Origin of the sequence: Xenorhabdus budapestensis (assembly GCF_017743015.1) — a bacterium.
Classification (GTDB): Bacteria; Pseudomonadota; Gammaproteobacteria; order Enterobacterales; family Enterobacteriaceae; genus Xenorhabdus; species Xenorhabdus budapestensis.
Genome location: NZ_CP072455.1, coordinates 1,441,898 through 1,467,570 on the forward strand (window position 1 = coordinate 1,441,898; position 25,673 = coordinate 1,467,570).

Sequence of the window (25,673 nt, forward strand, 5' to 3'; positions counted from 1 at the left end):
ATGCCTAAAATTGTATTTTTACCTCATAACGAACTTTGCCCTGAAGGCGCAGTATTGGAAGCTAAGGAAGGCGAATCGATTCTGGATGTTGCACTGCGTAATGGCATTGAAATAGAACATGCTTGTGAAAAATCCTGCGCATGTACTACTTGTCATTGTATTGTCAGAGAAGGGTTTGACTCATTGGAAGAAAGCTCTGAAATGGAAGATGACATGCTGGACAAAGCATGGGGGCTGGAGCCTGAGAGTCGGTTAGGATGCCAGGCCAAAGTTGCTGATGAGGATTTGGTTGTTGAAATTCCTAAATACACGATTAACCATGCACGTGAGCACTGATCTGAGAACTAAACAGGAGAACAGAAAATGAAATGGTCTGATAGCCGTGATATTGGCGAAGCACTATACGATAAGTTCCCGGATTTAGATCCTAAGACAGTGCGTTTTACCGATATGCATCAATGGGTTTGCGATCTAGATGGTTTTGATGACGATCCGGAAAAGTCCAACGAAAAAATATTAGAAGCCATTTTGCTGGTTTGGTTGGATGAATTTGAGTAATGCAAATCAGTCACACAAACAATTAGTGCGAAAAAAAGTGCAAATTCACCAATTCTTGTTCAATCACTTGGCATAGTCTGCATTTAATGAAAAACTGGCAACTGCCAGTTTTTTTGCATTCATGGCCCTTGCTGTAAAAACAGTGAAAATAAAATAAGAAGAGAGAAGAAAATGACAAAGCACGTTATACCAGCGCAAATCATGCCGATAACTCTGTCTTATGAGCCAGCTAAAGCATGCTGGGGTGAAAAAGCGCTAATCAGTTCGAATGATCAGGGAATTACAATTCATTTATCAGACAGCCAGTCGGATATAAGTAGTAAATTGGCGACTATCCAACGCGCCGGACGAAAAATTAATGGACAAGGTATCTCCAATGTCGCTTTGGCTGGTGATGGTTGGGATTTGGAAAAAAGCTGGGCATTCTGGCTGGGATTCCGGGCACCAAAGGGGCGGCGTACTATTGAATGGCCGCAACTGAGCACAGTGGAAAAACAAGAGCTGGAGCACCGGATCAAATTCATTGATTGGGTGCGTGATACCATCAATATTCCAGCAGAAGAATTGGGACCGGAGCAGCTTGCTCAGCGTGTCATTGATTTATTTAACGGTGTAGCGAGAACTGCAATTAGTTACCGCATTATAAAAGGCGATGCGTTACGTGAGCAGGGCTATGTTGGTGTACATACTGTCGGTCGTGGTTCCTCCCGTATTCCTGTTTTTCTGGAATTGGATTTCAATCCATCGACAGATAAAAACGAACCTGTATTCGCTTGCTTAGTCGGTAAAGGTATTACCTTCGATTCAGGGGGATATAGTCTGAAACCTTCTAATTCCATGGATTCCATGAAATCTGATATGGGAGGTTCAGCACTCCTGTCAGGAGCATTGGCGCTGGCGATTGGTCGTGGCCTGAAACAGCGTGTAAAACTATTCTTGTGTATTGCTGATAATCTGGTCAGCGGCAATGCGTTCAAATTGGGTGATATCATTCGTTATCGTAATGGTAAAACTGTTGAAGTCATGAACACTGATGCAGAAGGGCGTCTGGTATTGGCTGATGGTTTGATTAATGCCAGTGCGGCAAATGCGTCACTAATCATTGACGCTGCAACATTGACTGGAGCAGCAAAAATTGCAGTAGGTAATGATTACCATTCTGTCCTCAGTTTTGATGATCAACTAGCGGCGGATTTATTGGCAGCAGCGGATGCAGAATATGAACTATTCTGGCGTTTGCCATTGGCTGAATTCCATCGTAGTCAATTGCCCTCCGATTTTGCTGATTTGAATAACATTGCTGCGCCTTCTCATTCAGCAGGCGCAAGTACTGCGGCTGCTTTCCTGTCTCATTTTGTAGAAAATTACAAAAAAGGTTGGGTACATATCGACTGTTCAGCGACCTACCGTAAATCTGCGGCTGAACAGTGGTCAGCAGGTGCGACAGGGTATGGAGTGCGCACCATCGCCAACTTATTGCTGACAAAAGCAAAATAAGGATACAGTGTTTTTGGCGAGGTAGCTTGTAAGCCATCAGATAATGTCAAGATTTTTATGTACAAAATGTTGTGACACCAAACTCATTTTAAAATTGCCTTTCTTATCTGGCCTCCCTTTTATGGGGAGGCTATGATTGAGCCTTTCAATGGTCGTTAACTTCAAGTTGTTAACTTCAGTACAAATATGTGTTCGGAGATTTTCATGAGCTTGTCAAACGGGGCTGTTGCCACTGAAATTGAGGTTCCGAGTGGAAGCCGTATTACTCTTAGCCAACCAGAAGAACAGCCTATTCATCTTATTGAGGCCTTGAGTAATTTATTGAAGCAACATAAGCCAGTACGACGGGCATTTCTGGTTATGGTGCACGATAAAAAACAGGATGAAAAACCCAATCTGCTTATTGGGTTAGAACTGAGTGGAGCATCCACAAATAATGACATTAGTACGCTTATTCAGGCCGCTGGTGAAATAGCTTGTCAGTATTTGAGTGAAGAGGAATCGGTGGATTTTTGTTTGCTTGATGAAAAGGATAGTGGGATTAGCCATTATCTGATCCAGCATACTCAGCCTTTTTATCAGCGAAAGTTAGGCAGTTGGCTGAGGGATACCATTCCTGTACTGAATCAGTAAATAAAAAGTTAAGTTCTGTACCAACTCAGGGATCGTGTGATGATGAGTTTTATCCGGCATCTTTTTGTCATTTTCCTGCAATAAGCTAAAAATATTGCGGAAGGCTTCGAAAATCTGAAATCACAGATTCCTAATTCGGATAAATATCTATAAAAATACTATCCCAAACCAGCCGGTAAACGATAAGGATTACGGTTATGCGTCAATATCAACTGAGGCAATGGGCAGCAAGGAGAAAGCGCTTCATCACATTAATAGTTGCTACATTGTTTGCATTCTTTGCGCTATGTACCCTATCTGGATGTGATCAATCCCAGGACGATGAAAATACGGGAAAATCAGAAAAACCGACAGTTTCAATGACACAAAAAACAACTGATACTGCAAAACGGAAACTTCAATCATCTGCACCTCAATTACCGCAACAACGTTATGCGGGTAAAGATGTCACTATCTTAGATGCCTCAGAGTTACAGTTGGATGGTGCCAGTGCAATGGTCGTGACGTTTTCTGTTCCTTTGCAGACTGACCAGAATTTCTCTCATAAAGTCCACTTGGTTGATGTGAAATCCGGAAAATTGGATGGTGCCTGGGAACTGTCTGATAACCAGATGGAGTTAAGGCTCCGTCATTTACCGCCTGATCGTGAATTACAACTAACTGTTGATGAAGGTTTAAAAGGCATTAATGGGCGTCAACTAGCAAGTCTCTATGAGAAAAAATTCCAGACTGCTCCCATTAAACCTACCGTTGGTTTTGCCAGCAAGGGAGTTCTTCTACCGAGTAAGACAGCAGAAGGTTTACCCGTTTTGGCACTCAATGTTGATCAGGTTGATGTCAACTTTTTCCGCATTAAAGAGACATCATTACCTGAATTCATCGCCGATTGGCAATACCGAAACAGTATGGAGTATTGGGATTCTGAAAATTTCCTGAAGCATGCTGACTTAGTTTATACCGGACGTTTTGACCTGAATCCGGCACCTAACACTCGTGAAAAACTATTATTGCCATTGAATGATATTAAGGTATTGCAAAAAAGTGGTGTTTATCTGGCTGTCATGCAGCAGGCCGGAAAATATACCTATAGTAACCCCAGTATGTTATTTACTCTGAGTGATATCGGTGTCTCAATGCACAGCTATCTAAATCGGATAGATGTTTTTGCACAATCATTGGAACAAGGTTCCAGCCTGAAAGGTGTTGAAATTCGTTTGCTGGATGCCAAGGGACAACGTCTGTCAAAGAATATGACAGACGATAATGGTCATGCCACGCTGGAAAAAAATGCTAAGGCAAAATTATTGTTGGCAATCCAGGGCGATCAAACCAGTATGATCGATTTGTCATATCCTGCGTTAGATCTGTCTGAATTTGATATCGGCGGCGCACAAGGGTATAGCAAGCAGTTTTTTGTGTTTGGCCCAAGGGATCTTTATCGCCCAGGAGAAACGCTGATTGTGAATGGCTTACTGCGTGATGCTGATGGTCGTTCGCTGAAGCCCCAACCTGTAAAAGTTGATGTATTGAAAGCGGATAATCAGGTTGTGCGCAGTTTTGTCTGGCAACCTGAAAATGGACTCTATCAGTATCGTTACCCAATCCCACAAACCGCAGAAACAGGCATGTGGTCACTGCGTTTTGATTTAGGTGACAATACTCCGCGTTTTTACAAATTTAATGTGGAAGACTTTATGCCTGAACGTATGGCATTGGAAATTGAGGGAAATGATGGTCGTAGACCAGTATTGAAAAATAAAAGTGTTAATTTTGCCGTAGCTGGTCGTTACCTATATGGAGCACCAGCAGTTAAGAATCGGCTGCAAGGCCAATTGTTTATGCGTCCAGCTCGTGATGCAGTGGCGAAATTATCAGGGTATGAGTTTGGTTCCTCGAAAGAAGAGGGATTGAGCAGAACTCTGGATGAGTTCGACTTGACGTTAAATAGTGAAGGAAAAACGGCCATTTCTGTCAGTGATGATAATTGGAAATATATAGCATCTCCGGTAAAAGTTATCGTACAGGCCAGTTTGCTCGAATCTGGTGGGCGTCCGGTGACACGTCGCGCTGAGCAAGCTGTTTGGCCTGCTGACAAGCTGGTTGGTATACGCCCACTCTTCAATAAAAAATCTATTTATAATTACCGTACAGGTCGTGATGAAAATCGCTATAACGTTGATGAAAACTCACTGGCAGAGTTTGATATCGTTTATGTGGATGCTGATGGTAAGAAATATGCCACAAATGATTTGAGAGCTCGCCTGATATATGAACGTCGGGATTATTACTGGCGTTGGTCAGACAGTAACGGTTGGGATTCGGGATATGACCAGAAAGATTTGGTGATGGCAGATGAGTCTGTCCAAATTGCGGAAAATGGTACAGCAAAAGTCAGTTTTCCGGTTGAATGGGGTTCTTACCGCATTGAAATAGTGGATCAGAAAAATCAGCTTGTAACCAGCCTGAATTTCTGGGCAGGTTATTCATGGCAGGATAATAAGGATGGAACAGGTGCAATCCGCCCGGACCAAGTCAAACTCTCATTGGATAAACCCGCGTATAAACCAGGTGATAAAGTAAAACTGCATATGCTCGCACCACAGACAGGTAAAGGTTACTTACTGCTGGAATCCAGTGATGGCCCGTTGTGGTGGCAGGAAATTGATGTTCCGGCAAAAGGTCTGGATATTGATGTACCCATTAATCCATCGTGGACTCGCCATGATTTGTATCTGACCGCGGTTGTTATACGGCCGGGAGATAAAAATCGTCAGGCAACATCGAAACGGGCAGTTGGCGTATTGCATCTGCCGTTGATGGACGAAGGGCGTAAGCTGAATCTGACACTGAGCGCGCCAGATAAAATACGCCCGAATCAGGATCTTAAAATCAAACTCAAGGCAACACTTCAGAAGGGTAAAGATCAGCCAGCAAGTAAGGAATTGCCAAAGCAAGTTTATGTTCTGCTTTCTGCTGCGGATTCAGGTGTACTCAGTATTACTAACTTCAAGACCCCAGATCCTTATGAAGCATTCTTCGGGCGTAAACGTTATAGCGTTGATCAGTATGATGTTTATGGTCATTTAATTGAAACTGAAGGACGTAAAGCGAACTTACGCTTTGGTGGTGATGGTGATGAAAATACTCTCGAAAGGGGGGGCAAAAAACCGCTAACAGAAGTTAATATCATTGCCGAGCAAGCTAAACCAATCACCTTGGATGCTAATGGAGAAGGTGAAATTACCTTACCTATCCCTGATTTTAATGGTGAACTCCGGTTGATGGCACAAGCATGGAGCGATAACGAATTCGGATACAGTGAGCGTAAAGTTATAGTCGCAGCCCCGGTTGTTAGCCAGATGTCATCACCTCGTTTCATGGCCGGCGGCGATCAATCTCAGTTGGCATTAGATCTCACCAATTTAACTGAACAACCGCAAGTACTGACACTCAATTTCACTGCAACTGGATTGATAAAGTTAGAAAACCCAGTAAGTAGAAAAATCATTTTGGAAACAGGAAAACGGACTACCATTCAAATTCCGGTCAAAGCGGATCATGGGTTTGGACAAGGGGAAATTTTCCTCACAATTGATGGATTGAATGTGCCCAACGAAAAACTGCAACAGTATACAAGTAACTGGAAAATTGCTGTTCGTCCGGCACATCCTGCTGCAACCATACAGTTTGATGATGTTATCCAACAAGGCGAAGAGTGGCAGTTACCACAAGAGACTATCGCTGATTTGATACCAGAAACACTGGAGGGACAGCTCTTACTGACCAGCAGACCGCCACTGCAAATCGCACGTTATATTCGCGAATTATATGCTTACCCATATGGCTGTTTGGAGCAGACTATCAGTGGGCTTTACCCATCACTCTACTCCAATGAAGCCGAACTGAAAAAATTGGGTATCAATACACAAAGTGACGAAAAACGGCGAGCAGCCATTGATGCCGGTATTACTCACTTGCTGAGTATGCAGCGTCATGATGGCAGTTTCTCGTTATGGGATCGTAATGGCGAGGAAGAGTTCTGGCTGACGGCTTATGCGGCAGATTTCTTATTCCGTGCCAATCAACAAGGTTACAGTATCCCGGCTGATGCTCTGAAGACTGCTAATAACCGGCTTCTGCGTTACTTGCAGGATAAAAATATTATCAACGATCGTTACAGCAGTTCACACAGTGAAACACAATTTTCTGTACAGGCATATGCGGGTTTGGTCTTGGCAAGCCAGCAAAAAGCGCCATTAAGTGGCTTAAGACAACTCTATGAACAACGAGGGCGGGCTGGTAACGGTTTGTCTCTGGTGCAATTGGGGATCGCACTGAAAATGATGGGGGATGATACCCGTGGTAATGAAGCGATTCGTTCAGGTGTGAATAAATCCCGTCAATCCGGTCATAGGTTGCATGATTATGGTAGCGCAATCCGTGACAATGTCTTGATTGTTGCTCTATTGACTGAAAATAAGATAATGTTGAACGAACGTGATGAAAAACTACTCAGTTTATCTAATGAGTTATCGGCGCATCGTTACTTCTCTACACAGGAAAGCAATGCCATCTATCTGGCTGGGCGCTATTTTATTGATACCGGCGAGCCGTTCTGGAAGGCGGTCATTAGTCAGCAAATACCACCGATTAACCGTGATAGCGCATTAAATGAAGCATTGACTGCGAAACAGATCCTGAAAGGTATTGAAATCAGTAACCGTGGTGAGAGTATGTTGTATTCACGTTTGAGTGTGGTGGGTTATCCATTGCATGCACCAAAACCTTATTCAAACATTCTGAATATCAAGCGTACCTATCTTGATTTGAATGGTGAAAATTATTCTCTGGATCGCCTGAAAAGCGGTGAGATGATGTTCGTGAAATTGGAAATCAGTGCGACAGAACCTGTATCGGATGCGCTGGTTGTCGATTTATTGCCTGCCGGGTTGGAAATTGAGAACCAAAATCTGGCGCATAGCAGTGCCAGCCTGAGTGAAAGCACTACTGCTCTGCAAAAGGTTATTAACGATATGCAGATGGCGAATATTCGTCATATTGAATACCGAGATGATCGCTTTGTTGCCGCTGTCTCCGTTGATCCTTATCGACCAGTTACCTTGCTCTATTTAGCCCGCGCAGTTGCAGCGGGGGTTTATCAGGTGCCAGCACCACAAGTTGAATCTATGTATGTGCCGGTTTGGCGAGCAGTAGGTGAAACAGAGGAAAGGTTGGAGGTTGTGCGTTAATTACGAATCAGCCCTTATTTCCGATGAAATCCATAGGGTATATACCCAATAGATTTCGAGTTGCTTTGCAGCCAACAAAGAGGTAACTCGAAAGATGAAGGATATAAGGGCTGAATTTTATGGATACAGCTTTAATGAGAAGATTCTTCCGCCGCATTTATCTGATCCCTCTGCTAATTTTATTGATTCTGCCTCCCTCCCTATGGCTGGCTGATAAAATTTGGTCACTGCCATTAAGAAACGTCAAAATGGCGCGCGTTGTCATCGGAGCAGATGGTTCACCACTATGGCGTTTTGCTGACAATGAAGGAGTCTGGCGTTATCCCGTTACTTTGTCGCAAGTTTCTCCTGAATATATTCAGGCTCTGTTAACCTATGAAGATCGTTGGTTTTACAAGCATCCTGGGATTAATCCCATCTCATTATTGCGGGCAGCCTGGCAGGATATACGTGCCGGAAAAATTGTATCAGGAGGCAGTACTATCTCTATGCAGGTTGCCCGTTTGATTGATCCCCATCCACGTACTGTTGCAGGGAAATTAAAACAGATTTGGCACACCCTGCAATTAGAGTGGCATTATTCCAAAGATGAAATTTTGCAGATGTATTTAAACAGAGCACCATTTGGTGGCACATTGCAAGGCGTTGGAGCAGCAAGTTGGGCATATCTGGGCAAGCCGCCATCAAATCTTTCATCTGGTGAAGCGGCATTACTGGCGGTATTGCCACAAGCCCCGAGTCGTTTAAGGCCGGATCGCTATCCGGAACGGGCTCAGGCTGCCCGTGATAAGGTATTGCAGCGATTGAAACGATATGGCGTTTGGTCAGCAGAAAAAGTAGCAGATATAGCAGAGGAAAATCTATGGCTTGCTCCCCGTCAGGTTCCTCAGCTTGCTCCATTGCTGGCAAGGAGAATGGTACAGGGAACTCAAAAGGAAGTGATCCAAACCACTATTGACACAGGATTGCAGCGTCAATTGGAAGATTTGGTGCTTAACTGGAAGTATCAACTGGCAGAAAAAACATCTGTTGGCGTACTGGTGGTTGATCATACGGATATGACAGTCAAGGCTTACATTGGCTCGGTGGATTTTCAGGATAACAGTCGTTTCGGCCATGTTGATATGGTCAGTGCATGGCGTTCTCCGGGGTCTACACTAAAGCCTTTTTTGTATGCAATGGCGTTGGATGACGGATTAGTTCATGCTGAATCTCTCTTGCAGGATGTTCCCCGACGTTTTGATGATTATCGGCCGGGAAACTTTGATAGTGGGTTTAATGGGCCGGTTAGTGCCAGCGAAGCACTGGTGCGTTCATTGAATTTACCCGCAGTACAGCTTCTTGAAGCATATGGTGCTAAAAAATTTACTGCTAATTTGCGCAATGTAGGTATGGTATTGCATTTTCCATTGGGCAGTGAACCGAATCTGGCACTGATACTCGGTGGAACATCAGTTCGTATGGAGCAACTGGTTTCTGTTTATAGTGCTTTTGCCCGTCAGGGGAAAGTCTCTCCGTTGCGTTTTACCCCGCAGCAGAAAATCCGGGACAGACAAATTTTTACGGCAGGTGCCGCCTGGATTGTCAGAAGGATTATGGCGGGAGAAAGTCGCCCATTGCCGGATAGTGTGCTGCCTGCTGAAGTACCATTAGCGTGGAAAACAGGCACTAGTTATGGTTATCGTGATGCGTGGGCTATTGGCCTGAATGCTCATTATACCATAGGTGTTTGGGTGGGAAGGCCGGATGGAACGCCAGTGGTGGGGCAATTTGGCTATGCTACAGCGATCCCTATCATGAACCAGATAAATGGATTACTCATGAGAAATTTGCATTATGGTTCGCAGTATATTCCTGTTGATCCGAGACCGGAAAGTGTTAGTCAGGCAGCTATCTGTTGGCCAGGTGGCACTGTACTTAAGAGAGAAGACAATAATTGCCGTCAGCGTCATTTGAGTTGGATTTTGGATAATACAATCCCCCCAACCTTGTTAGCGGAGGGGCAGGAATCGATTTCAGGTATCAACGAACGAATATGGATAGATAAAAATGGTTTGCGTGTTGCTTCTGATTGTCCTGATGCCAGATCTGAAACAATAGCTCTGTGGCCGATTGCATTGGAAGCATGGTTACCGGAAAAAGAGCGGCGTTTAAACCGGTTGCCAGTAATTAACCCTCAATGCCCTCCGATGAAAATAGATGAAGCACCATTACTGATTGTAGGTGTCCGTAAGGGCGATATTCTAAAACGTATTCCGGGAAAAAAGACGCTGGATTTGCGAATAGCAACACAAGGTGGTAGCGGGCAACAATGGTGGTTTTTGAATGGTGAGCAAGTCGCTGTGACTGAAAATAACCAGCAGTGGGTTAAAACCTTATCACGCCCAGGGAAATATCAACTGAGTGTTTTAGATTTGAGTGGACAAATCAGTGTAATTAATTTTGTGTTGCAGTGATTAGGTAATGACTTGTGAAATCGGATAAATATTCTTTTATAAACATGATATTAACAGTGTTTTTGGTTTTAAAATAATTTTACTACTATTTTTTGCGTTGAAAATATTGGAATTTAAAGATGGTTAATCAATAAGTTGCAATCTATCTATTAGGTGTTATGTCAATTTAACCAGTGAGAAAATAAAAATGAAAATATTTTCATATGCCGTACTTTTGGAGTTATTTTATGCTCCGCTCTCTTTGGCTGATAAGCTAGCCAAAGAGGTTGGTAATAAAATAGCAAATAAAGAATCAGTGAATCCTGGTGCATTGAAAAAATGTACATATTTATTGCCCGAAGGGCATAAATATACCTTTAGCATTATTGTTACATCTGATAAGACAACGAAAGACAGTAATGAACAATTTAAAGGGAAATTTGAAGTTTCTGATGAAACTAAGAAACCATTGGATGAGAAAAGGTAAGATCAGCTCAAACCTTTTATTCAATGCGTGAAAGATACCGTTTTGTAATTGAGTACTGAAAACAGGTTTATCCCACATTGTCTTAAACTGAGTTATACAGTGAAAATGTGATTTGTGCTAAAAAATTATAATTTTCGCTAAGAAGGTTTTAATAAAATGTTGTGTTTCTTGTAGGCAAGCAGAAAGTCTCCTCCTATAATCAACGCCTATTTTTATTCCTGTCAGGAAAACAGGGTAAATTCTGTCCTTCTGCTTTGTCAGAGGGAATTAAAAATTAAAATAAGTCATCGCTGAAAGTGCCAAAGAGGTTATCCAATGACGATTGAACGTACTTTTTCCATTATTAAGCCTAATGCTGTGAAGAAAGATGTTATCGGTTCCATCTATGCCCGTTTTGAAAGTGCTGGTTTTAAAATCATCGCGGCTAAAATGTTGCATTTAACACGTGAACAAGCAGAAGGTTTTTATGCTGAACACAACGGCCGCCCTTTCTTTGACGGCCTGGTAGAATTCATGACATCTGGCCCAATCATGGTGCAGGTTCTGGAAGGTGAAAATGCAGTTCAGCGTCACCGTGACCTGATGGGTGCAACCAACCCGGACAATGCCCTGGCGGGTACTCTGCGTGCAGATTATGCAGATAGCTTTACTGAAAATGCTGTTCACGGTTCAGATTCTATTGAATCTGCAAATCGTGAAATTGCTTATTTCTTCAGTGATGATGAAGTTTTTTTTCGCCACTGATATCACTGAATCTACCCAATAGATATCAAGTTACAGGAAAGGGGCAATGAATGCCGCCAATCCTAATAAAGCTTGAAAAGGGATACTTTCAGTTACTCGTAGCATCTGTACAGTAAAGTTTGTACAATACGGCGCTCCGCTGATTTGATTTAGCGGGGCGTTTACTATTTTTATACCTATACCCTATGGATTTCAAGATGCAACTTGAAAGACGACGGGTATATATGAAAGGTATATCTTATATATCAATTTACGCTGAATACATCTTTCTGAATACATTACTGGAATATATTCTTTAAAACAGTGTCTATTGAATTGGCAGTCACCGCATGAAAACTTAGTGCTGAAATAAAATCAGCACAGAGCCGAAAGTGTAACAACGAGGCGATGTAACAATGTCCCAACTTAACGCAACCGTACAATCTTCAACTCCCGCCATATCTTTCACACCCGATAAGAAAATCGGCAAAATTAATCTGCTTGACCTCAATCGTAAACAGATGCGTCAGTTTTTTGTTGAAATGGGGGAAAAACCTTTTCGTGCTGATCAGGTCATGAAATGGATTTACCACTATTGCTATGACGATTTTGAGCAAATGACAGACATCAACAAAGTGCTCAGAGCAAAACTACAACAAGTTGCTGAAATCAGAGCACCTGAAGTTGCGGAAGAACAGCGCTCTTCGGATGGTACTATCAAATGGGCGATTACTGTTGGTGACCAACAGGTTGAAACGGTTTATATCCCAGAAGATGATCGCGCAACACTGTGTGTCTCATCTCAGGTAGGATGTGCTTTAGAATGTAAATTTTGCTCCACTGCGCAGCAGGGATTTAACCGCAACCTGCGGGTTTCTGAAATTATTGGTCAAGTTTGGCGTGCTGCTAAAATTATTGGCTCGTTGAAATCCAGTGGTCGCCGTCCAATCACCAATGTGGTTATGATGGGGATGGGGGAACCGCTGCTCAACTTAAACAATGTTGTGCCAGCTATGGAAATTATGATGGATGATTTTGGTTTCGGTCTGTCAAAACGTCGTGTAACGCTATCAACATCAGGTGTAGTACCTGCATTGGACAAACTGGGTGATATGATTGACGTTGCATTGGCAATTTCTCTCCATGCACCGACTGATGATGTTCGTGATGAAATTGTCCCGATTAACCGCAAGTACAATATTGAAGAGTTTCTGGCAGGTGTGCGTCGTTATTTGACAAAATCTAATGCTAACCAGGGGCGGGTTACGGTGGAGTACGTGATGCTTGACCATGTCAATGACAGCGTAGAACAAGCACACCAATTGGCAGAATGCCTGAAAGATACGCCAAGTAAGATCAATTTGATCCCATGGAACCCATTTCCTGGCGCGCCTTATGGACGTAGTTCCAACAGCCGAATTGACCGTTTTGCGAAAGTCTTGATGGGATATGGTTTCACCACCATTGTGCGTAAAACAAGGGGAGATGATATTGACGCTGCCTGTGGGCAGCTTGCTGGTGATGTCATTGATAGAACAAAGCGAACATTGAAAAAACGTCTGGCAGGTGAACCTATTCAAGTAAAAACAGTCTAATTTTCTGTTTAACATTGGTAAATGGCTAAAAATCTGGCGAAGTTTGGCATATTCTGATAAATGAAAATAGTATGATACGGAAATCAATAATTTGGTCTATAGTTTGTTGTAGCTTGATGGTTGGCTGTGCGGAGTATTCTCAACGCCGTGTCCATCAAGTTGTTGCAGTAGATACTCGGTTACAGCTAGGAAAGGCGTATTTGGCAGAACGGAATTTACCGGCTGCCAAATTTCATTTTGAAAAAATTCTGCTGGTGGAACCTCGTCATCCAGAAGCGCATCTGGGGATGGCACTGCATGAACAATATGCAGGCCAGCCTGAATCTGCTGACCAGCATTTTAGAATGGCAATGCAGTATGCGACGGAAAATGATACTGTAGTACGCCATTATTCCGTTTTTCTCTGTGAACAAAAGCGGTACGAAGAAGCTAAAAAGTTGACCACGGAAAATAACACAAACTTATGTTATTGCAGTCAATGTTGATTGCAATAATACTGATTTTAATCAGTAGGTTGTGACAAATGATTTTCTGTGTTCGATGCAGTATGAAATGATTTCGCTACACAAATTAAGTTGGATGTTATATCAAATTAATTTGTGTAAATACTTTAAACCTGAACAGTACCAGTGTCCTTAGATAATGAAGACTGAAACTTACCCAGAAGAAGCCAATCTGACAGCAGGTCAGATCTTGCGTCAGGCTCGTGAAAAACTTGAGCTTTCTCAGCAAACTGTGGCAGATCGCTTGTGTCTTAAAGTATCCACTGTTCGTGATATCGAAGAAGATAATGTCCCCGCTAATATCGTACCGACATTCTTCCGCGGTTATATTCGTGCCTATGCGAAACTTGTCCAAGTACCTGAATCTGAGCTTTTAACCAAGCTGGATGCACAACTGCCGAATAAGGCAGTAAAAACTTCTCCGATGCAGAGCTTTTCTGCCCAAAAAATACGTAAAAAGCGTGATGGCTGGCTGATGAAGCTAACATGGTTTGTGATAATCATATTACTGGGCATGACCGGCCTGTGGTGGTGGCAAAATTATAAAGCACAACAAAAAGAACTGGCTTCCATGACAAAGCAAACTGAGGCACAGCTACAAACTGGTAATGCATTATCCGGTGCAAACTCTACGCCTGCCAATGTGTCGTCTTCTTCCAGCGCTTCTGCGCCTGTAGCAACTGAGTCTAAAATTGTTCCATTATCGGGCAATCAACCTGCTGTGAATAATGTCGCCAGTAATACTGTATTTGATAACATTACTTCCGATAATACTGCTTCCGATAACACTGTTGCCACGAACGTTGCTTCTACAAATCAGGGTATTTCTACAAACCAAGGTATAGAGAATGCCGCATCAGCAGCGGGTACAGTATCAAATTCTGCTGTTAGTTCTCCATCGACAAATGTGAGTCAGGTCAGTGCAATGAACAGCAATGAACTGGTCATTAACTTTACTGGTGAATGTTGGTTAGATATTAGAGATGCCAAAGGTAAGAAACTGTTTAGCGGCACCAAAAATAGGGGAGATAGCCTAAAATTGTCAGGCACTTTACCTTACTCGCTACATATTGGTGCACCAGCTCAGGTTAATATAGAATTTCAAGGGAACCACGTGAATCTGGATGAGTTTATTAAGAAAGGTTCCGCTGCCAGACTGACATTTCCATAAACTGACTCGCGGTTTGGGCAAATATTTTTGGGCGAATGTTGAACTGGGGTTCAGGTTCCCCTGCGTGTATTATTCATCACAGCATGTTGTAATTTTTATAAGCAAAATACAGGGATGTAGGGGAGTAATGTAAAAATGCATAATGAATCACCGATAAAAAGACGTAAATCCACACGCATCTATGTTGGTAGTGTACCCATCGGGGATAATGCACCAATTACGGTGCAGTCAATGACCAACACACGAACAACTGATATTGAGGCGACAGTCAATCAGATCAAATCGCTGGAGCGTGTAGGTGTTGATATTGTCCGTGTTTCGGTTCCCACTATGGATGCGGCGGAAGCCTTCAAATCCATCAAACAGCAAGTCAATGTTCCGCTGGTTGCCGATATCCATTTTGATTACCGTATTGCATTGAAAGTTGCGGAATATGGTGTTGATTGTCTGCGTATCAACCCCGGTAATATTGGTAACGAGGAACGTATTCGTCAGGTTGTGGATTGTGCCCGTCACAATAATATACCTATTCGTATTGGAGTGAATGGTGGCTCTTTAGAAAAAGATTTACAGGAAAAATATGGAGAGCCAACATCAGAAGCTCTGGTTGAATCTGCTATGCGCCATGTCGATATTCTTGACCGCCTGAACTTTGATCAGTTTAAAGTCAGTGTTAAGGCGTCTGATGTGTTTCTGGCAGTAGGAGCTTACCGCTTGCTGGCGCAAAAAATCGATCAACCTCTGCATTTGGGTATTACAGAAGCCGGAGGTGCTCGTGCAGGTGCAGTGAAATCTTCAATTGGGATGGGTATTCTGTTATCCAAAGGAATTGGTGATACTTTGCGCATCTCTCTGGCTGCTGACCCGGTGGAAGAGGTTAAAGTCGGCTTCGATATGCTAAAAGCATTACGCATTCGTTCAAGAGGCATCAACTTTATTGCCTGTCCGACGTGTTCCCGTCAGGAGTTCGATGTTATCGGTACAGTGAATGCGCTTGAACAACGTCTTGAGGATTTGATCACACCAATGGATGTTTCCATCATTGGTTGTGTTGTAAATGGCCCCGGAGAAGCTGAAGTCTCAACATTGGGTGTGACTGGCGCAAAAACAAAAAGCGGTTTTTATGAAGATGGTGTTCGCCAAAAAGAGCGTCTCGACAATAATAATTTGATTGACCAGCTTGAAGCGAAAATCCGAGCCAAGGCAACTATTCTTGATGCCAATAACCGGATTAGTATTAATCAGCTTGATAAATAAGATACCGATGCCGACTCATGTTATCAGAGTCGGTATTGTTTTGTTTGCTGATTGAACTTAGAAATATTAATAAGAGATAAACATGGCAAAAAATATTCCGGCGATTCGTGGCATGAACGATTGCCTTCCTGCTGAAACAGCTATCTGGCAACGTGTTGAGTCTACTATGAAACGTGTGTTGGCTGGTTATGGTTTTAGTGAAATTAGAACACCGATTGTAGAGCAGACCCCGTTATTCAAACGCGCAATTGGGGAAGTTACTGATGTTGTCGAAAAAGAGATGTACACATTCGATGACCGTAATGGAGAAAGTTTGACTTTGCGCCCGGAAAATACCGCAGGCTGCGTTCGTGCCGGTATTCAGCATGGTCTGCTGTACAATCAGGAACAACGTTTATGGTACATTGGTCCGATGTTTCGCTATGAACGTCCACAAAAGGGCCGTTATCGCCAATTCCATCAATTAGGTGCAGAAGTGTTTGGTCTGCAAGGGCCGGATATCGACGCCGAAATGATCCTGATGACTGCACGTTGGTGGCGTGAGTTGGGTATTGCTGAGCATGTGACACTCGAATTGAACTCAATTGGCTCTCTGGAAGCGCGTGCAAACTATCGTGAAGCACTGGTCGCATTCCTTGAGCAGCATAAAGAGAGACTGGACGAAGATTGTCTGCGTCGCATGTACACAAATCCATTGCGTGTACTGGATTCTAAAAATCCTGACATTCAGGCTCTTCTTAATGACGCACCTGCCCTGTTTGATTACCTTGATGCAGAGTCAAAAGAGCACTTTGATGGCCTGTGCCAAATTCTGGACGCTGTAGGTATTCAATATCGTATCAACCAGCGTTTGGTCCGTGGTCTTGACTATTACAACCGCACGGTCTTTGAATGGGTGACTTCTGCATTGGGCGCGCAAGGCACGGTTTGTGCGGGAGGGCGCTACGATGGATTGGTTGAACAACTGGGCGGAAAAGCAACACCAGCAGTAGGTTTTGCAATGGGGATGGAGCGTATGATCCTGTTGGTTCAGGAAGTGAACCCTGAATTTGTTGCAGATCTTACTGTTGCAGATGTTTATCTCTCTTCCTTTGGTGAGGGTAGCCAACAGGCAGCATTGATTCTGGCGGAGAAAATCCGTGATGAGTTGCCTGAATTACGCCTGATGACCAATCATGGTGGTGGTAACTTCAAGAAGCAATTGGGACGTGCAGGTAAGCATGGCGCCAAAGTTGCTTTACTCCTCGGAGAAGATGAAATGAGTACGGGTAATGTCACCGTAAAAGATTTACGTAATGGTGAGCAACAAACATTGCCACAACAAGCGATCGCAGCACGTTTGAGCGAACTGTTAGGCTAAGGAGAGACTCTGTGGAAGCCTATACCACTGAAACTGAACAAGTTGATGCAATAAAGCGTTTTTTTGTCGACAACGGTAAGTACATTGCTGTTGGCTTAGTATTGGGAATTGGGGCAATTGTTGGTTGGCGTTACTGGCAATCTCACCAAACAAACCAGCTACAGGATACCGCGGTACAATTCGAACAACTGAACAAATCACTGGCATCGGATTCGAAAGAAAGCATCACTGCCGTAGAGAAATTCGCTAATGAAACGAATAACATCTACGGTGTGATGATGGATATGGAATTAGCAAAACACGCTGCTGATAAAAATGATTTGGCACAGGCAGAAAAATATTTGCTGGTGGCTTCAGGTAAAGCGAAAGATCAGAATATGGTGGATTTGTCCAATATTCGTCTGGCCCGGGTTCAGTTAGCAGAAGATAAAACTGATGCTGCATTGAAAACACTGGAACAAGTCAAAAGTAAGGGATGGCGGTTAATAGCTGAGGATATCCGTGGTGATATTCTGGCGAAGAAAGGGAATATTAAAGGTGCGCGTGAGGCATACTCCAATGGGCTAAGCGCTCAGGGTTCTCAGGCTTTGAAATCAATGATTCAAATTAAACTAGATAACTTATCCAACTAAGGGAGCCAACTCTAATGCAACTGCGAAAAACACTCTTGGTTGGGCTGGTTGCTTCTGTTTTGCTGGCAGGTTGCTCAAGTGAACAGGATACGGTAACAATGTCCCCACTGCCAAAGGTTGAAAATCAATTCAACCCGCGTGTGGTTTGGGATAAGTCGGTTGGCAATGGTGTCGGGCACTATTACTCTCACTTGTCGCCGGCTTGGCAAGGTTCAACGGTTTATGTTGCCGATCGTCATGGCATCGTTAAAGCATTTGAGATAGACAGTGGTAAAGAATTATGGTCAACGGATCTGTCTGAGAAAACAGGGTTGTTATCATCTCGTCTGCCGGCACTATTGTCCGGTGGTCTGACTGTATCGGGTGATCGTCTGTATATTGGTACAGAAAAAGCAAAAGTTATCGCATTGGATTCCACAAATGGTAAGGTTGAGTGGGAATCTCAGGTTGCCGGTGAAGCATTATCTCATCCGGTCGTGAGTGATGACCTTGTTCTGATCCATACCGGCAATGGCATGTTGCAGGCTTTGAATGAAAATGATGGCTCTGTTGCCTGGTCAATCAATATGGACACACCTCCGCTATCTGTCCGTGGTGAATCGGCACCCGCTATAGCATACGGAGCAGCAATTGTCGGCGGTGATAATGGCCGTGTCAGTGCTGTCTTGCTTTCTCAGGGGCAGTTGATTTGGCAGCAGCGTATCTCTCAGGTGACAGGGGCAACTGAAATTGATCGTCTGAATGATGTTGATATGACCCCGGTCATTTCTGATAATGTCATTTATGCTATTGCTTATAATGGCAACTTAGTGGCGATGGATATGCGCTCCGGCCAGATTATTTGGAAGCGTGATCTGGGCTCTGTGAATGATATGGTTGTGACTGACAATAATATTTTCATTGTTGATCAGGACGATCGGATTTTATCCTTGCGCAAGAGTGATGGGGTAACAATCTGGTCTCAAAACGATCTGTTACACCGTAATCTCACTGCACCAGGAATGTATAATGGCTATCTGGTTGTAGGTGATGGAGAAGGTTACCTGCACTGGTTAAATATGGCTGATGGTCAATTTGTTGCTCAGCATAAAGTTGATAGTTCCGGCCTTTTGAGTCGTCCCTTGGTTGCCAGTGATAAGCTGATGGTGCAAGCGAAGGACGGAGCGGTTTACCTGTATACTCGCTGATATACAGAAAATAGAAATAGAATTTGTTTTAATGCTATATACCAATAGGTTTCAAGTTGCATCGAGATGGAAAGTAAAAGATGATTTGAAAAATGAAGGGAATAGCGAGATTTACACGGCTCCTGTGCTGACAGGGGCCGTGTCGTCTTTTTAGTACTTGCCGTTGTGAGAAGAAGATTTGGTAGTGACGAACTTCAAGTGGTTCTTTTTGCAGGATATCGATTTAAATTTAGTCATGAGGCATCAAAAAAATGATACCTGTCGTTGCGCTGGTTGGGCGTCCCAATGTCGGAAAATCTACCTTATTTAATCGTCTAACCCGAACCAGAGATGCGCTGGTAGCGGATTTCCCTGGTTTAACCCGTGACCGTAAATATGGACGGGCGGAAGTTGAAGGGCAAGAATTTATCATCGTTGATACAGGTGGTATAGATGGAACGGAAGAGGGCGTAGAAACACAAATGGCTGCGCAATCTCTGATGGCAATCGAAGAAGCAGATATCGTTCTGTTTATGGTCGATGCCAGATCCGGGCTGATGCCTGCTGATCACGCGATTGCAAAACATTTGCGCAGCCGTGAAAAATCGACTTTCTTAGTCGCAAATAAAACTGATGGTATTGATATTGATATATCTATTGCCGAATTCTACTCTTTGGGATTAGGGGATATATATTCTATCGCGGCAGCTCATGGGCGTGGTGTGACTCAACTGATTGAGCGTGTATTGTTGCCTTTTTCTGATAAAGAAGAAGGTGCAGAAGAAGTTGAGTTAACGGAAGAAGAAGCTAATGCTGCTTACTGGGCTGAAATGGAACAGGCTGAATTAGAGGCAGTGGTTGAAGCTGAACAGGAAGAGGATTTTGATCCGACGACATTGCCGCTGAAACTGGCTATTGTTGGGCGTCCAAATGTGGGCAAATCCACACTGACCAACCGAATTCTGGGTGAAGAGCGAGTCGTTGTCTTTGATATGCCGGGAACAACCCGTGATAGCATCTATATCCCAATGGAGCGTGATGGTCGTGAATATATCCTGATTGACACTGCGGGAGTTCGCAAACGTGGTAAAGTGACAGAAGTAGTGGAAAAGTTCTCTGTCATCAAAACACTTCAGGCTATTGAAGATGCAAACGTTGTGCTGCTAGTAGTTGATGCGCGCGAAGGCATTTCTGATCAGGATCTTTCCCTGCTTGGTTTTATTCTCAATAGCGGTCGCTCCTTAGTTATCGCGGTTAATAAATGGGATGGCATGAGTCAGGATGACAAAGATCACGTGAAAGACATGCTGGATCTGCGTCTAGGGTTTGTTGATTTTGCCCGTGTTCACTTTATTTCTGCATTACATGGCAGTGGCGTGGGTAATCTGTTTGATTCGATTCTGGAAGCTTATGAAAGTGCGACTCGTCGCGTTAATACTTCCATGCTTACACGCATTATGCGTATGGCAGAAGAAGATCATCAGCCACCGATGATACGTGGGCGCAGGGTAAAAATGAAATACGCCCATGCCGGTGGATACAACCCGCCTATTGTTGTGATTCATGGTAATCAGGTGAAAGATTTACCTGATTCATATAAGCGTTATTTAATGAATTATTTCCGTCGTTCTTTAAAAGTCATGGGAACCCCTATCCGTATTCAATTTAAAGAAGGGACTAACCCTTATGCTGATAAGAAAAATACTTTGACTGCGTCACAGCTTCGTAAGCGTAAGCGTTTGATGGAACATTTGAAAAAGCGGTAAATAATTAAATAAACATTAATAAAATAAAGAGCTAGAAAATAGCTCTTTATTTTAGAAAGTGACTAATAATAAATATCTGAGCTTATTATCTCTTGGTTTATGCCCTTTTAATGTTAGGTGATTAATTACTTTTCTCTTTATCAACTTGAAGTCTATCTTTCGTTCGTGATGAAAGATTTGTAGCTGATTGTTTCATTAAGCTCTTAACGTGATCTAAGGTTCTTAGCACGTGTTCTTTGTCACTCTCATCACAATTTTTCGCAATATGTTCCAGTAAGTGGGGAGGAATTATACTGGGTTGATTTGTTACATTACACATAATATACCCAACTTGTTAGTTTGTTAGCCTGGTGCCTGTGGTGTATTTTTACTAGCTTAAATAGTAGTCAAAATAACCGAGTCAGTCACTAACAAAAATGTAAATTTTTATCCTCTCATTTTATAAGTTGTATGCGCGACAAGTGGGTGAAATATATGGTGATAAAAACAGGGTTTTCCCTAACCCTCAGGTTAAAAATATTATTTTTGTTGTCAACGAATAACACCTACTTGATTCCATGCTTCAGTGACAAGATTTGAAATGCTTTTGCCAAAGAGTTTGTATGCATTATCAACGGTTAATTTGGCGAAATCATTAAAATTTGCTTTATTAGATAATCGCCTGTCTGTTAATGTCTCATACCAGATTTTACCTGCCCGCTCCCATGAATACCCTCCTAGCTCAACTGCCAGTAAGTAGAATGCTTTGTTTGGAATACCTGAATATTTATGAACACCACCATTATCATTTGACAGAGGAAGTTCCTGATATTGATTCATGTGCCCAATCTGATCATCGTGTGAATATGCACTTCCCGGATGCTTAAATGAACGTAAAGCAATATTGGGGTCATTATGAGGGTTCATTTTAGGTCCGAATATTCCCTGGCCTATCAGCCAATCAGATTTATCGGCTTTCTGATTATTGGCAAACTGTTTTACCATCACACCAAATACATCTGAAATAGACTCATTAAGTGCACCAGATTGATAGGCATAATCGAGATCTGCTTCATATTGAGTGATACCATGTGTTAATTCATGTGCTGTGATATCAATACAAGATGTAAAACGATTAAAATATAGTTTCATTCCATCACCAAAAAACATTTGGTTATTTGCCCAAAATGCATTTGCATAGCCTTCTAGATAATGTACTGTAGCAACTAATTTGAGTCCCTTATTATCAATTGAATTACGACCAAAAATTTCTTTATAAAAATTATAAGTGTTACCGAGATGTTCATAAGCTTCATTGACGGATACATCTTTGCTTTCGGAAGCACCTTCAACCCGAACTATTTTGGTGCTTAGGTATACATCTGTGTTTTCAGCATCGTATATTATTCTGTTTAACTTTTTATCAGAGCCTGGATTATATGTTAAAGATAAATGCCCCATTGCGGCGTAATTATTTATCAGATTGTAAGTATGATCTAATGTTTTTAAGAGAGATGGTTTATTCTGTTCATTACAAATTTTAAAAATATATTCAAATAAGTTTGGAGGAATAATGCTGTATGTTTTATTTTTGCACATAATAATACCCCGGTTTATTTTTTGAGTGTTGTATATTTTTTGGGATCCCATTTAAATTATTAGCCTAATTCATGGGATTTTCTACTAACTAAATGCTTTTTTATCTCTCCAAAATGCATTAAGTTATAAATATAAAAAAGGGCCAAAATAGGCCCTTTTTTTTAATTCTATGATTAATTTGATATTACTTCAGTGATACTTGTCTGATATTATATTAATATCTTTATTGATCATTTTCTGGCAGAAGTACACCTACTTTGTTCCAGCACTCATTGGTAATGAGAGAGACTCTTTTGCCAAATAACTTTTCTGCATTGTCAATCGTTAATGTGGCAAAATCATCGAACGTGGCATCTGAAGATAAACGGTTATCCAATAAAGTTTCATACCAGATTTTACCAGCCCGTTCCCATGAATAACCTCCCAGAGCAATTGCAAGCAGGTAAAATGCCTTGTTAGGGATACCCGAATATATGTGAATGCCTCCATTATCAACTGAAATCGGTAGTTCTTCATATTCATCCATATGACCAACCTGCTTATCTTTAGGAAATGCTGAGCCTGGTTTTATAAATGAACGTAAAGCGATATCGGGCTTATTATCTGGATTGAACTTGGGACCCAATAGCCCTTTTCCCAATAGCCAGTCGGATTCATCGGCTTTTTGGTTATTGGCATACTGTTTTACCATAATGCCAAACACATCTGAAATGGACTCATTCAGGGCACCAGATTGGTAAACATAATGGAGATTAACTTCATTCTGAATAATACCATGAGTTAATTCATGTGCTACAACATCAATCGCTGAGGTAAAGCGATTGAAATATTGACCATCACCATCCCCAAAAACGATTTGTTTTCTGGTCCAGAAGGCATTTAAGTAACGTTTACCATAATGCACCGTGGCGACTAACTTAAGCCCTTTGTTATCAAGTGAGTTTCGGCCAAAAATTTTGCTATAGAATTCATGAGTTTTTCCAAGGTAGTCATAAGCCTCATTGACAGCAATATCCTCACTTTCAGGCATTCCTTCACTGCGGGCTAATTTTCCTCCGGGGAATTCTTGTTCCTGTTCTGCATCATAGATAATTCTATGCAGTTTTGTTGTTTCATCAAATTTAATATCAGAGTCCTGCTGTGAAATATCTTCTACAGCGGTGATATTCATTAAATCGTAGATATGATCTAACGTTTTTAATACGTATTGATTAGTACACTCATCGCAATTATCAGAGATTTGCTCTAAGACAAATGGAGGGATTAAACTGTATCTATTAATTTCATAAGTATTCATAATCATTCCCCTGTTTTGTCAGTGCCATATTTGTTCTTTTGGGCGCCCATTTGCATACTATCTATAATTGAAGTGATAGTCATCAGGGGAAATATTGACGTTTTATAGTAGGATATTGCTAATGAAAAATGATAAATAAATTTATTAGTCTACTGATATGAAAATTAGATTTGAATATTTAACTAAAAATTTTGTTTGAATGGTGATGAATGCCCCAGTAACATAGTTATTTATGTTTCTGGGGATAATTCTGTATTGTATTATTATATCCAATCTTTTTTTATCAGAAATGACGAGTAGAGTTCTGCTTCTGGAGAATGTGGTTCAGGAGAATAATTATATTCCCAGCGAACCAGAGGAGGCATGGACATAAGTATAGACTCAGTTCGCCCACCACTTTGCAAACCGAATAATGTTCCTCTATCCCAAACTAAATTGAATTCAACGTAACGACCACGGCGATATAACTGAAACTGTCTTTCACGTTCTTCCCAACTGATATCCTTTCTTCTTTCGACAATAGGTAAATATGCAGTCAAGAAGCCATGACCTACAGCTTGTGTGAAATTAAAACAAGTATCAAAATCGGGAGTATTCAGGTCATCATAAAACAATCCACCCACACCACGTGGTTCATTACGATGTTTAATAAAGAAGTAGTCATCACACCATTTTTTATACGTAGGATAAATATCATCACCAAAAGGCTGACATAATGTTTTGGCGACAGTATGCCAGTGAATAACATCTTCTTTAAAACCATAATAAGGAGTGAGATCAAACCCGCCACCGAACCACCAGACAGGCGTTTCACCTTCCTTTTCTGCAATGAAAAAGCGTACATTAGCGTGGCTGGTCGGAACATAAGGGTTCAAAGGATGAATGACAAGAGAAACCCCCAGGGCCTGATAGCTACGGCCAGCCAATTCAGAGCGGTGAGCAGTCGCTGAAGGAGGCAGAGAATCTCCAGTCACATAGGAAAAATTCACACCTGCTTGTTCAAAAATTTTGCCTGATTTCAAGACGCGACTGCGACCTCCACCGCCTTCTTCCCGTTGCCAGCACTCTTCCATGAAATGGGAATGACCATCAAGGTGTTCAAGTTGCTTACAGATTTCATCCTGTAATGAGAGGAAAAAATTCTTAACTTGAGATATATTAGGTATATTCATTTCTGCTTTCATTCTGGTTAGTTTATGGCGATAGGCAGTATACCTGTTAGTATCAATGAACGCATTTTCATATTGATTCCAAAATGAAAGTAGTGATTATTATCATTGAACCAATTGCTTATTAAACGGGCTGATTAACTATGGAAATTAGGCTATTTCGGCAAGAAGATTTTGAAGCCGTTATCATACTTTGGGAGCGTTGTGATTTGATTAATTCTGGCGATGATCCAGAACTCGATATTGAGCGTAAATTAACTCATAATGCTGATTTATTTCTGGTTGCTGAAGTGGCAGGAGAAGTCGTTGGTACAGTGATGGGAGGGTATGACGGGCACCGTGGTCATGCCTATTATTTAGGCGTTCATCCTGAATTTAGAGGCAGAGGTATTGCCAACGCTTTGGTTTCCCGCCTTGAAAAAAAATTATTAGCGAGAGGGTGTCCCAGTATTTTAATCATGGTTCCAGAGGAAAATGATGCAACAATTTGTATGTGTGAAAAAATGGAATATGATTATTGGGGACAAGAGCACACCATTTTTAATAAACGTTTAATTATTGATTAAATGTTAAAGGTAAGTGGCTGAGGAATTTTAT

The 25,673-nt window shown here is 42.1% G+C and carries 21 protein-coding genes; 17 read left to right on the forward strand and 4 right to left on the reverse strand.

What is annotated here, in order from left to right; genetic code table 11:
- The 16 genes from fdx (at position 1) to der (ending at position 21,032) form a co-directional block, all read left to right on the forward strand.
- Positions 1-336 carry an ISC system 2Fe-2S type ferredoxin gene (gene fdx, locus HGO23_RS06945; RefSeq protein ID WP_038267871.1) on the forward strand — a complete coding sequence of 112 codons (336 nt, stop codon included), beginning with the start codon at positions 1-3 and terminating at the stop codon, positions 334-336.
- A 27-nt stretch (positions 337-363) separates the two neighbouring features.
- Entirely contained in the window at positions 364-558 is a 195-nt protein-coding gene (iscX, locus tag HGO23_RS06950) for a Fe-S cluster assembly protein IscX (RefSeq protein ID WP_099136288.1), read from the forward strand.
- A gap of 171 nt (positions 559-729) precedes the next feature.
- Positions 730-2,055: an aminopeptidase PepB gene (gene pepB, locus HGO23_RS06955; RefSeq protein ID WP_209028395.1), complete on the forward strand. Its 1,326-nt coding sequence runs from the start codon at positions 730-732 to the stop codon at positions 2,053-2,055.
- A gap of 204 nt (positions 2,056-2,259) precedes the next feature.
- Entirely contained in the window at positions 2,260-2,688 is a 429-nt protein-coding gene (locus HGO23_RS06960) for an enhanced serine sensitivity protein SseB C-terminal domain-containing protein (protein WP_099136286.1), read from the forward strand.
- A gap of 197 nt (positions 2,689-2,885) precedes the next feature.
- Entirely contained in the window at positions 2,886-7,937 is a 5,052-nt protein-coding gene (locus tag HGO23_RS06965) for an alpha-2-macroglobulin family protein (protein ID WP_209028396.1), read from the forward strand.
- Positions 7,938-8,071: 134 nt separating this feature from the next.
- On the forward strand, positions 8,072-10,393 hold the full coding sequence (gene pbpC, locus HGO23_RS06970) for a peptidoglycan glycosyltransferase PbpC (protein WP_209028728.1): 2,322 nt from the start codon (positions 8,072-8,074) through the stop codon (positions 10,391-10,393).
- A gap of 187 nt (positions 10,394-10,580) precedes the next feature.
- The gene (locus HGO23_RS06975; protein WP_209028846.1) at positions 10,581-10,859 is read left to right on the forward strand and encodes a hypothetical protein; all 279 of its coding nucleotides are present in this window, start codon (positions 10,581-10,583) and stop codon (positions 10,857-10,859) included.
- A gap of 315 nt (positions 10,860-11,174) precedes the next feature.
- Complete coding sequence (ndk, locus tag HGO23_RS06980) at positions 11,175-11,603, forward strand: nucleoside-diphosphate kinase (RefSeq protein WP_099136284.1); 429 nt, start codon at positions 11,175-11,177, stop codon at positions 11,601-11,603.
- A gap of 395 nt (positions 11,604-11,998) precedes the next feature.
- Complete coding sequence (gene rlmN, locus HGO23_RS06985) at positions 11,999-13,177, forward strand: dual-specificity RNA methyltransferase RlmN (RefSeq protein ID WP_099136283.1); 1,179 nt, start codon at positions 11,999-12,001, stop codon at positions 13,175-13,177.
- A gap of 71 nt (positions 13,178-13,248) precedes the next feature.
- Positions 13,249-13,662, forward strand: coding sequence for a fimbrial assembly protein (locus HGO23_RS06990; protein ID WP_209028397.1), 414 nt, complete (start codon positions 13,249-13,251; stop codon positions 13,660-13,662).
- 157 nt (positions 13,663-13,819) lie between these two features.
- Positions 13,820-14,851 carry a cytoskeleton protein RodZ gene (rodZ, locus tag HGO23_RS06995; protein ID WP_209028398.1) on the forward strand — a complete coding sequence of 344 codons (1,032 nt, stop codon included), beginning with the start codon at positions 13,820-13,822 and terminating at the stop codon, positions 14,849-14,851.
- A gap of 135 nt (positions 14,852-14,986) precedes the next feature.
- Entirely contained in the window at positions 14,987-16,108 is a 1,122-nt protein-coding gene (ispG, locus tag HGO23_RS07000; RefSeq protein WP_209028399.1) for a flavodoxin-dependent (E)-4-hydroxy-3-methylbut-2-enyl-diphosphate synthase, read from the forward strand.
- A gap of 82 nt (positions 16,109-16,190) precedes the next feature.
- Entirely contained in the window at positions 16,191-17,468 is a 1,278-nt protein-coding gene (gene hisS, locus HGO23_RS07005; protein WP_209028400.1) for a histidine--tRNA ligase, read from the forward strand.
- A gap of 11 nt (positions 17,469-17,479) precedes the next feature.
- Positions 17,480-18,100, forward strand: a complete 621-nt coding sequence (locus HGO23_RS07010; protein ID WP_209028401.1) for a YfgM family protein — start codon at positions 17,480-17,482, stop codon at positions 18,098-18,100.
- Positions 18,101-18,114: 14 nt separating this feature from the next.
- The gene (bamB, locus tag HGO23_RS07015) at positions 18,115-19,287 is read left to right on the forward strand and encodes an outer membrane protein assembly factor BamB (RefSeq protein WP_209028402.1); all 1,173 of its coding nucleotides are present in this window, start codon (positions 18,115-18,117) and stop codon (positions 19,285-19,287) included.
- A 251-nt stretch (positions 19,288-19,538) separates the two neighbouring features.
- Positions 19,539-21,032 (forward strand): ribosome biogenesis GTPase Der, encoded by a 1,494-nt coding sequence (gene der / locus HGO23_RS07020; RefSeq protein ID WP_099136276.1) that lies wholly within the window; start codon positions 19,539-19,541, stop codon positions 21,030-21,032.
- 121 nt (positions 21,033-21,153) lie between these two features.
- Here the strand turns inward: der and HGO23_RS19910 are convergent, their stop codons facing one another.
- The 4 genes from HGO23_RS19910 to hemF form a co-directional block, all read right to left on the reverse strand.
- Positions 21,154-21,351, reverse strand: a complete 198-nt coding sequence (locus tag HGO23_RS19910; protein WP_099136275.1) for a protealysin propeptide domain-containing protein — start codon at positions 21,349-21,351, stop codon at positions 21,154-21,156.
- A gap of 212 nt (positions 21,352-21,563) precedes the next feature.
- Positions 21,564-22,610, reverse strand: a complete 1,047-nt coding sequence (locus tag HGO23_RS07030) for a M4 family metallopeptidase (protein WP_099136274.1) — start codon at positions 22,608-22,610, stop codon at positions 21,564-21,566.
- Between the two features lie 223 nt (positions 22,611-22,833).
- The gene (locus HGO23_RS07035) at positions 22,834-23,907 is read right to left on the reverse strand and encodes a M4 family metallopeptidase (protein WP_209028403.1); all 1,074 of its coding nucleotides are present in this window, start codon (positions 23,905-23,907) and stop codon (positions 22,834-22,836) included.
- Positions 23,908-24,170: 263 nt separating this feature from the next.
- Complete coding sequence (gene hemF / locus HGO23_RS07040; protein ID WP_209028404.1) at positions 24,171-25,079, reverse strand: oxygen-dependent coproporphyrinogen oxidase; 909 nt, start codon at positions 25,077-25,079, stop codon at positions 24,171-24,173.
- Between the two features lie 140 nt (positions 25,080-25,219).
- On the opposite strand from hemF, the gene HGO23_RS07045 reads away from it, so the two are divergent.
- Positions 25,220-25,642 (forward strand): GNAT family acetyltransferase, encoded by a 423-nt coding sequence (locus HGO23_RS07045; RefSeq protein ID WP_099136272.1) that lies wholly within the window; start codon positions 25,220-25,222, stop codon positions 25,640-25,642.
- Positions 25,643-25,673 lie beyond the last annotated feature (31 nt).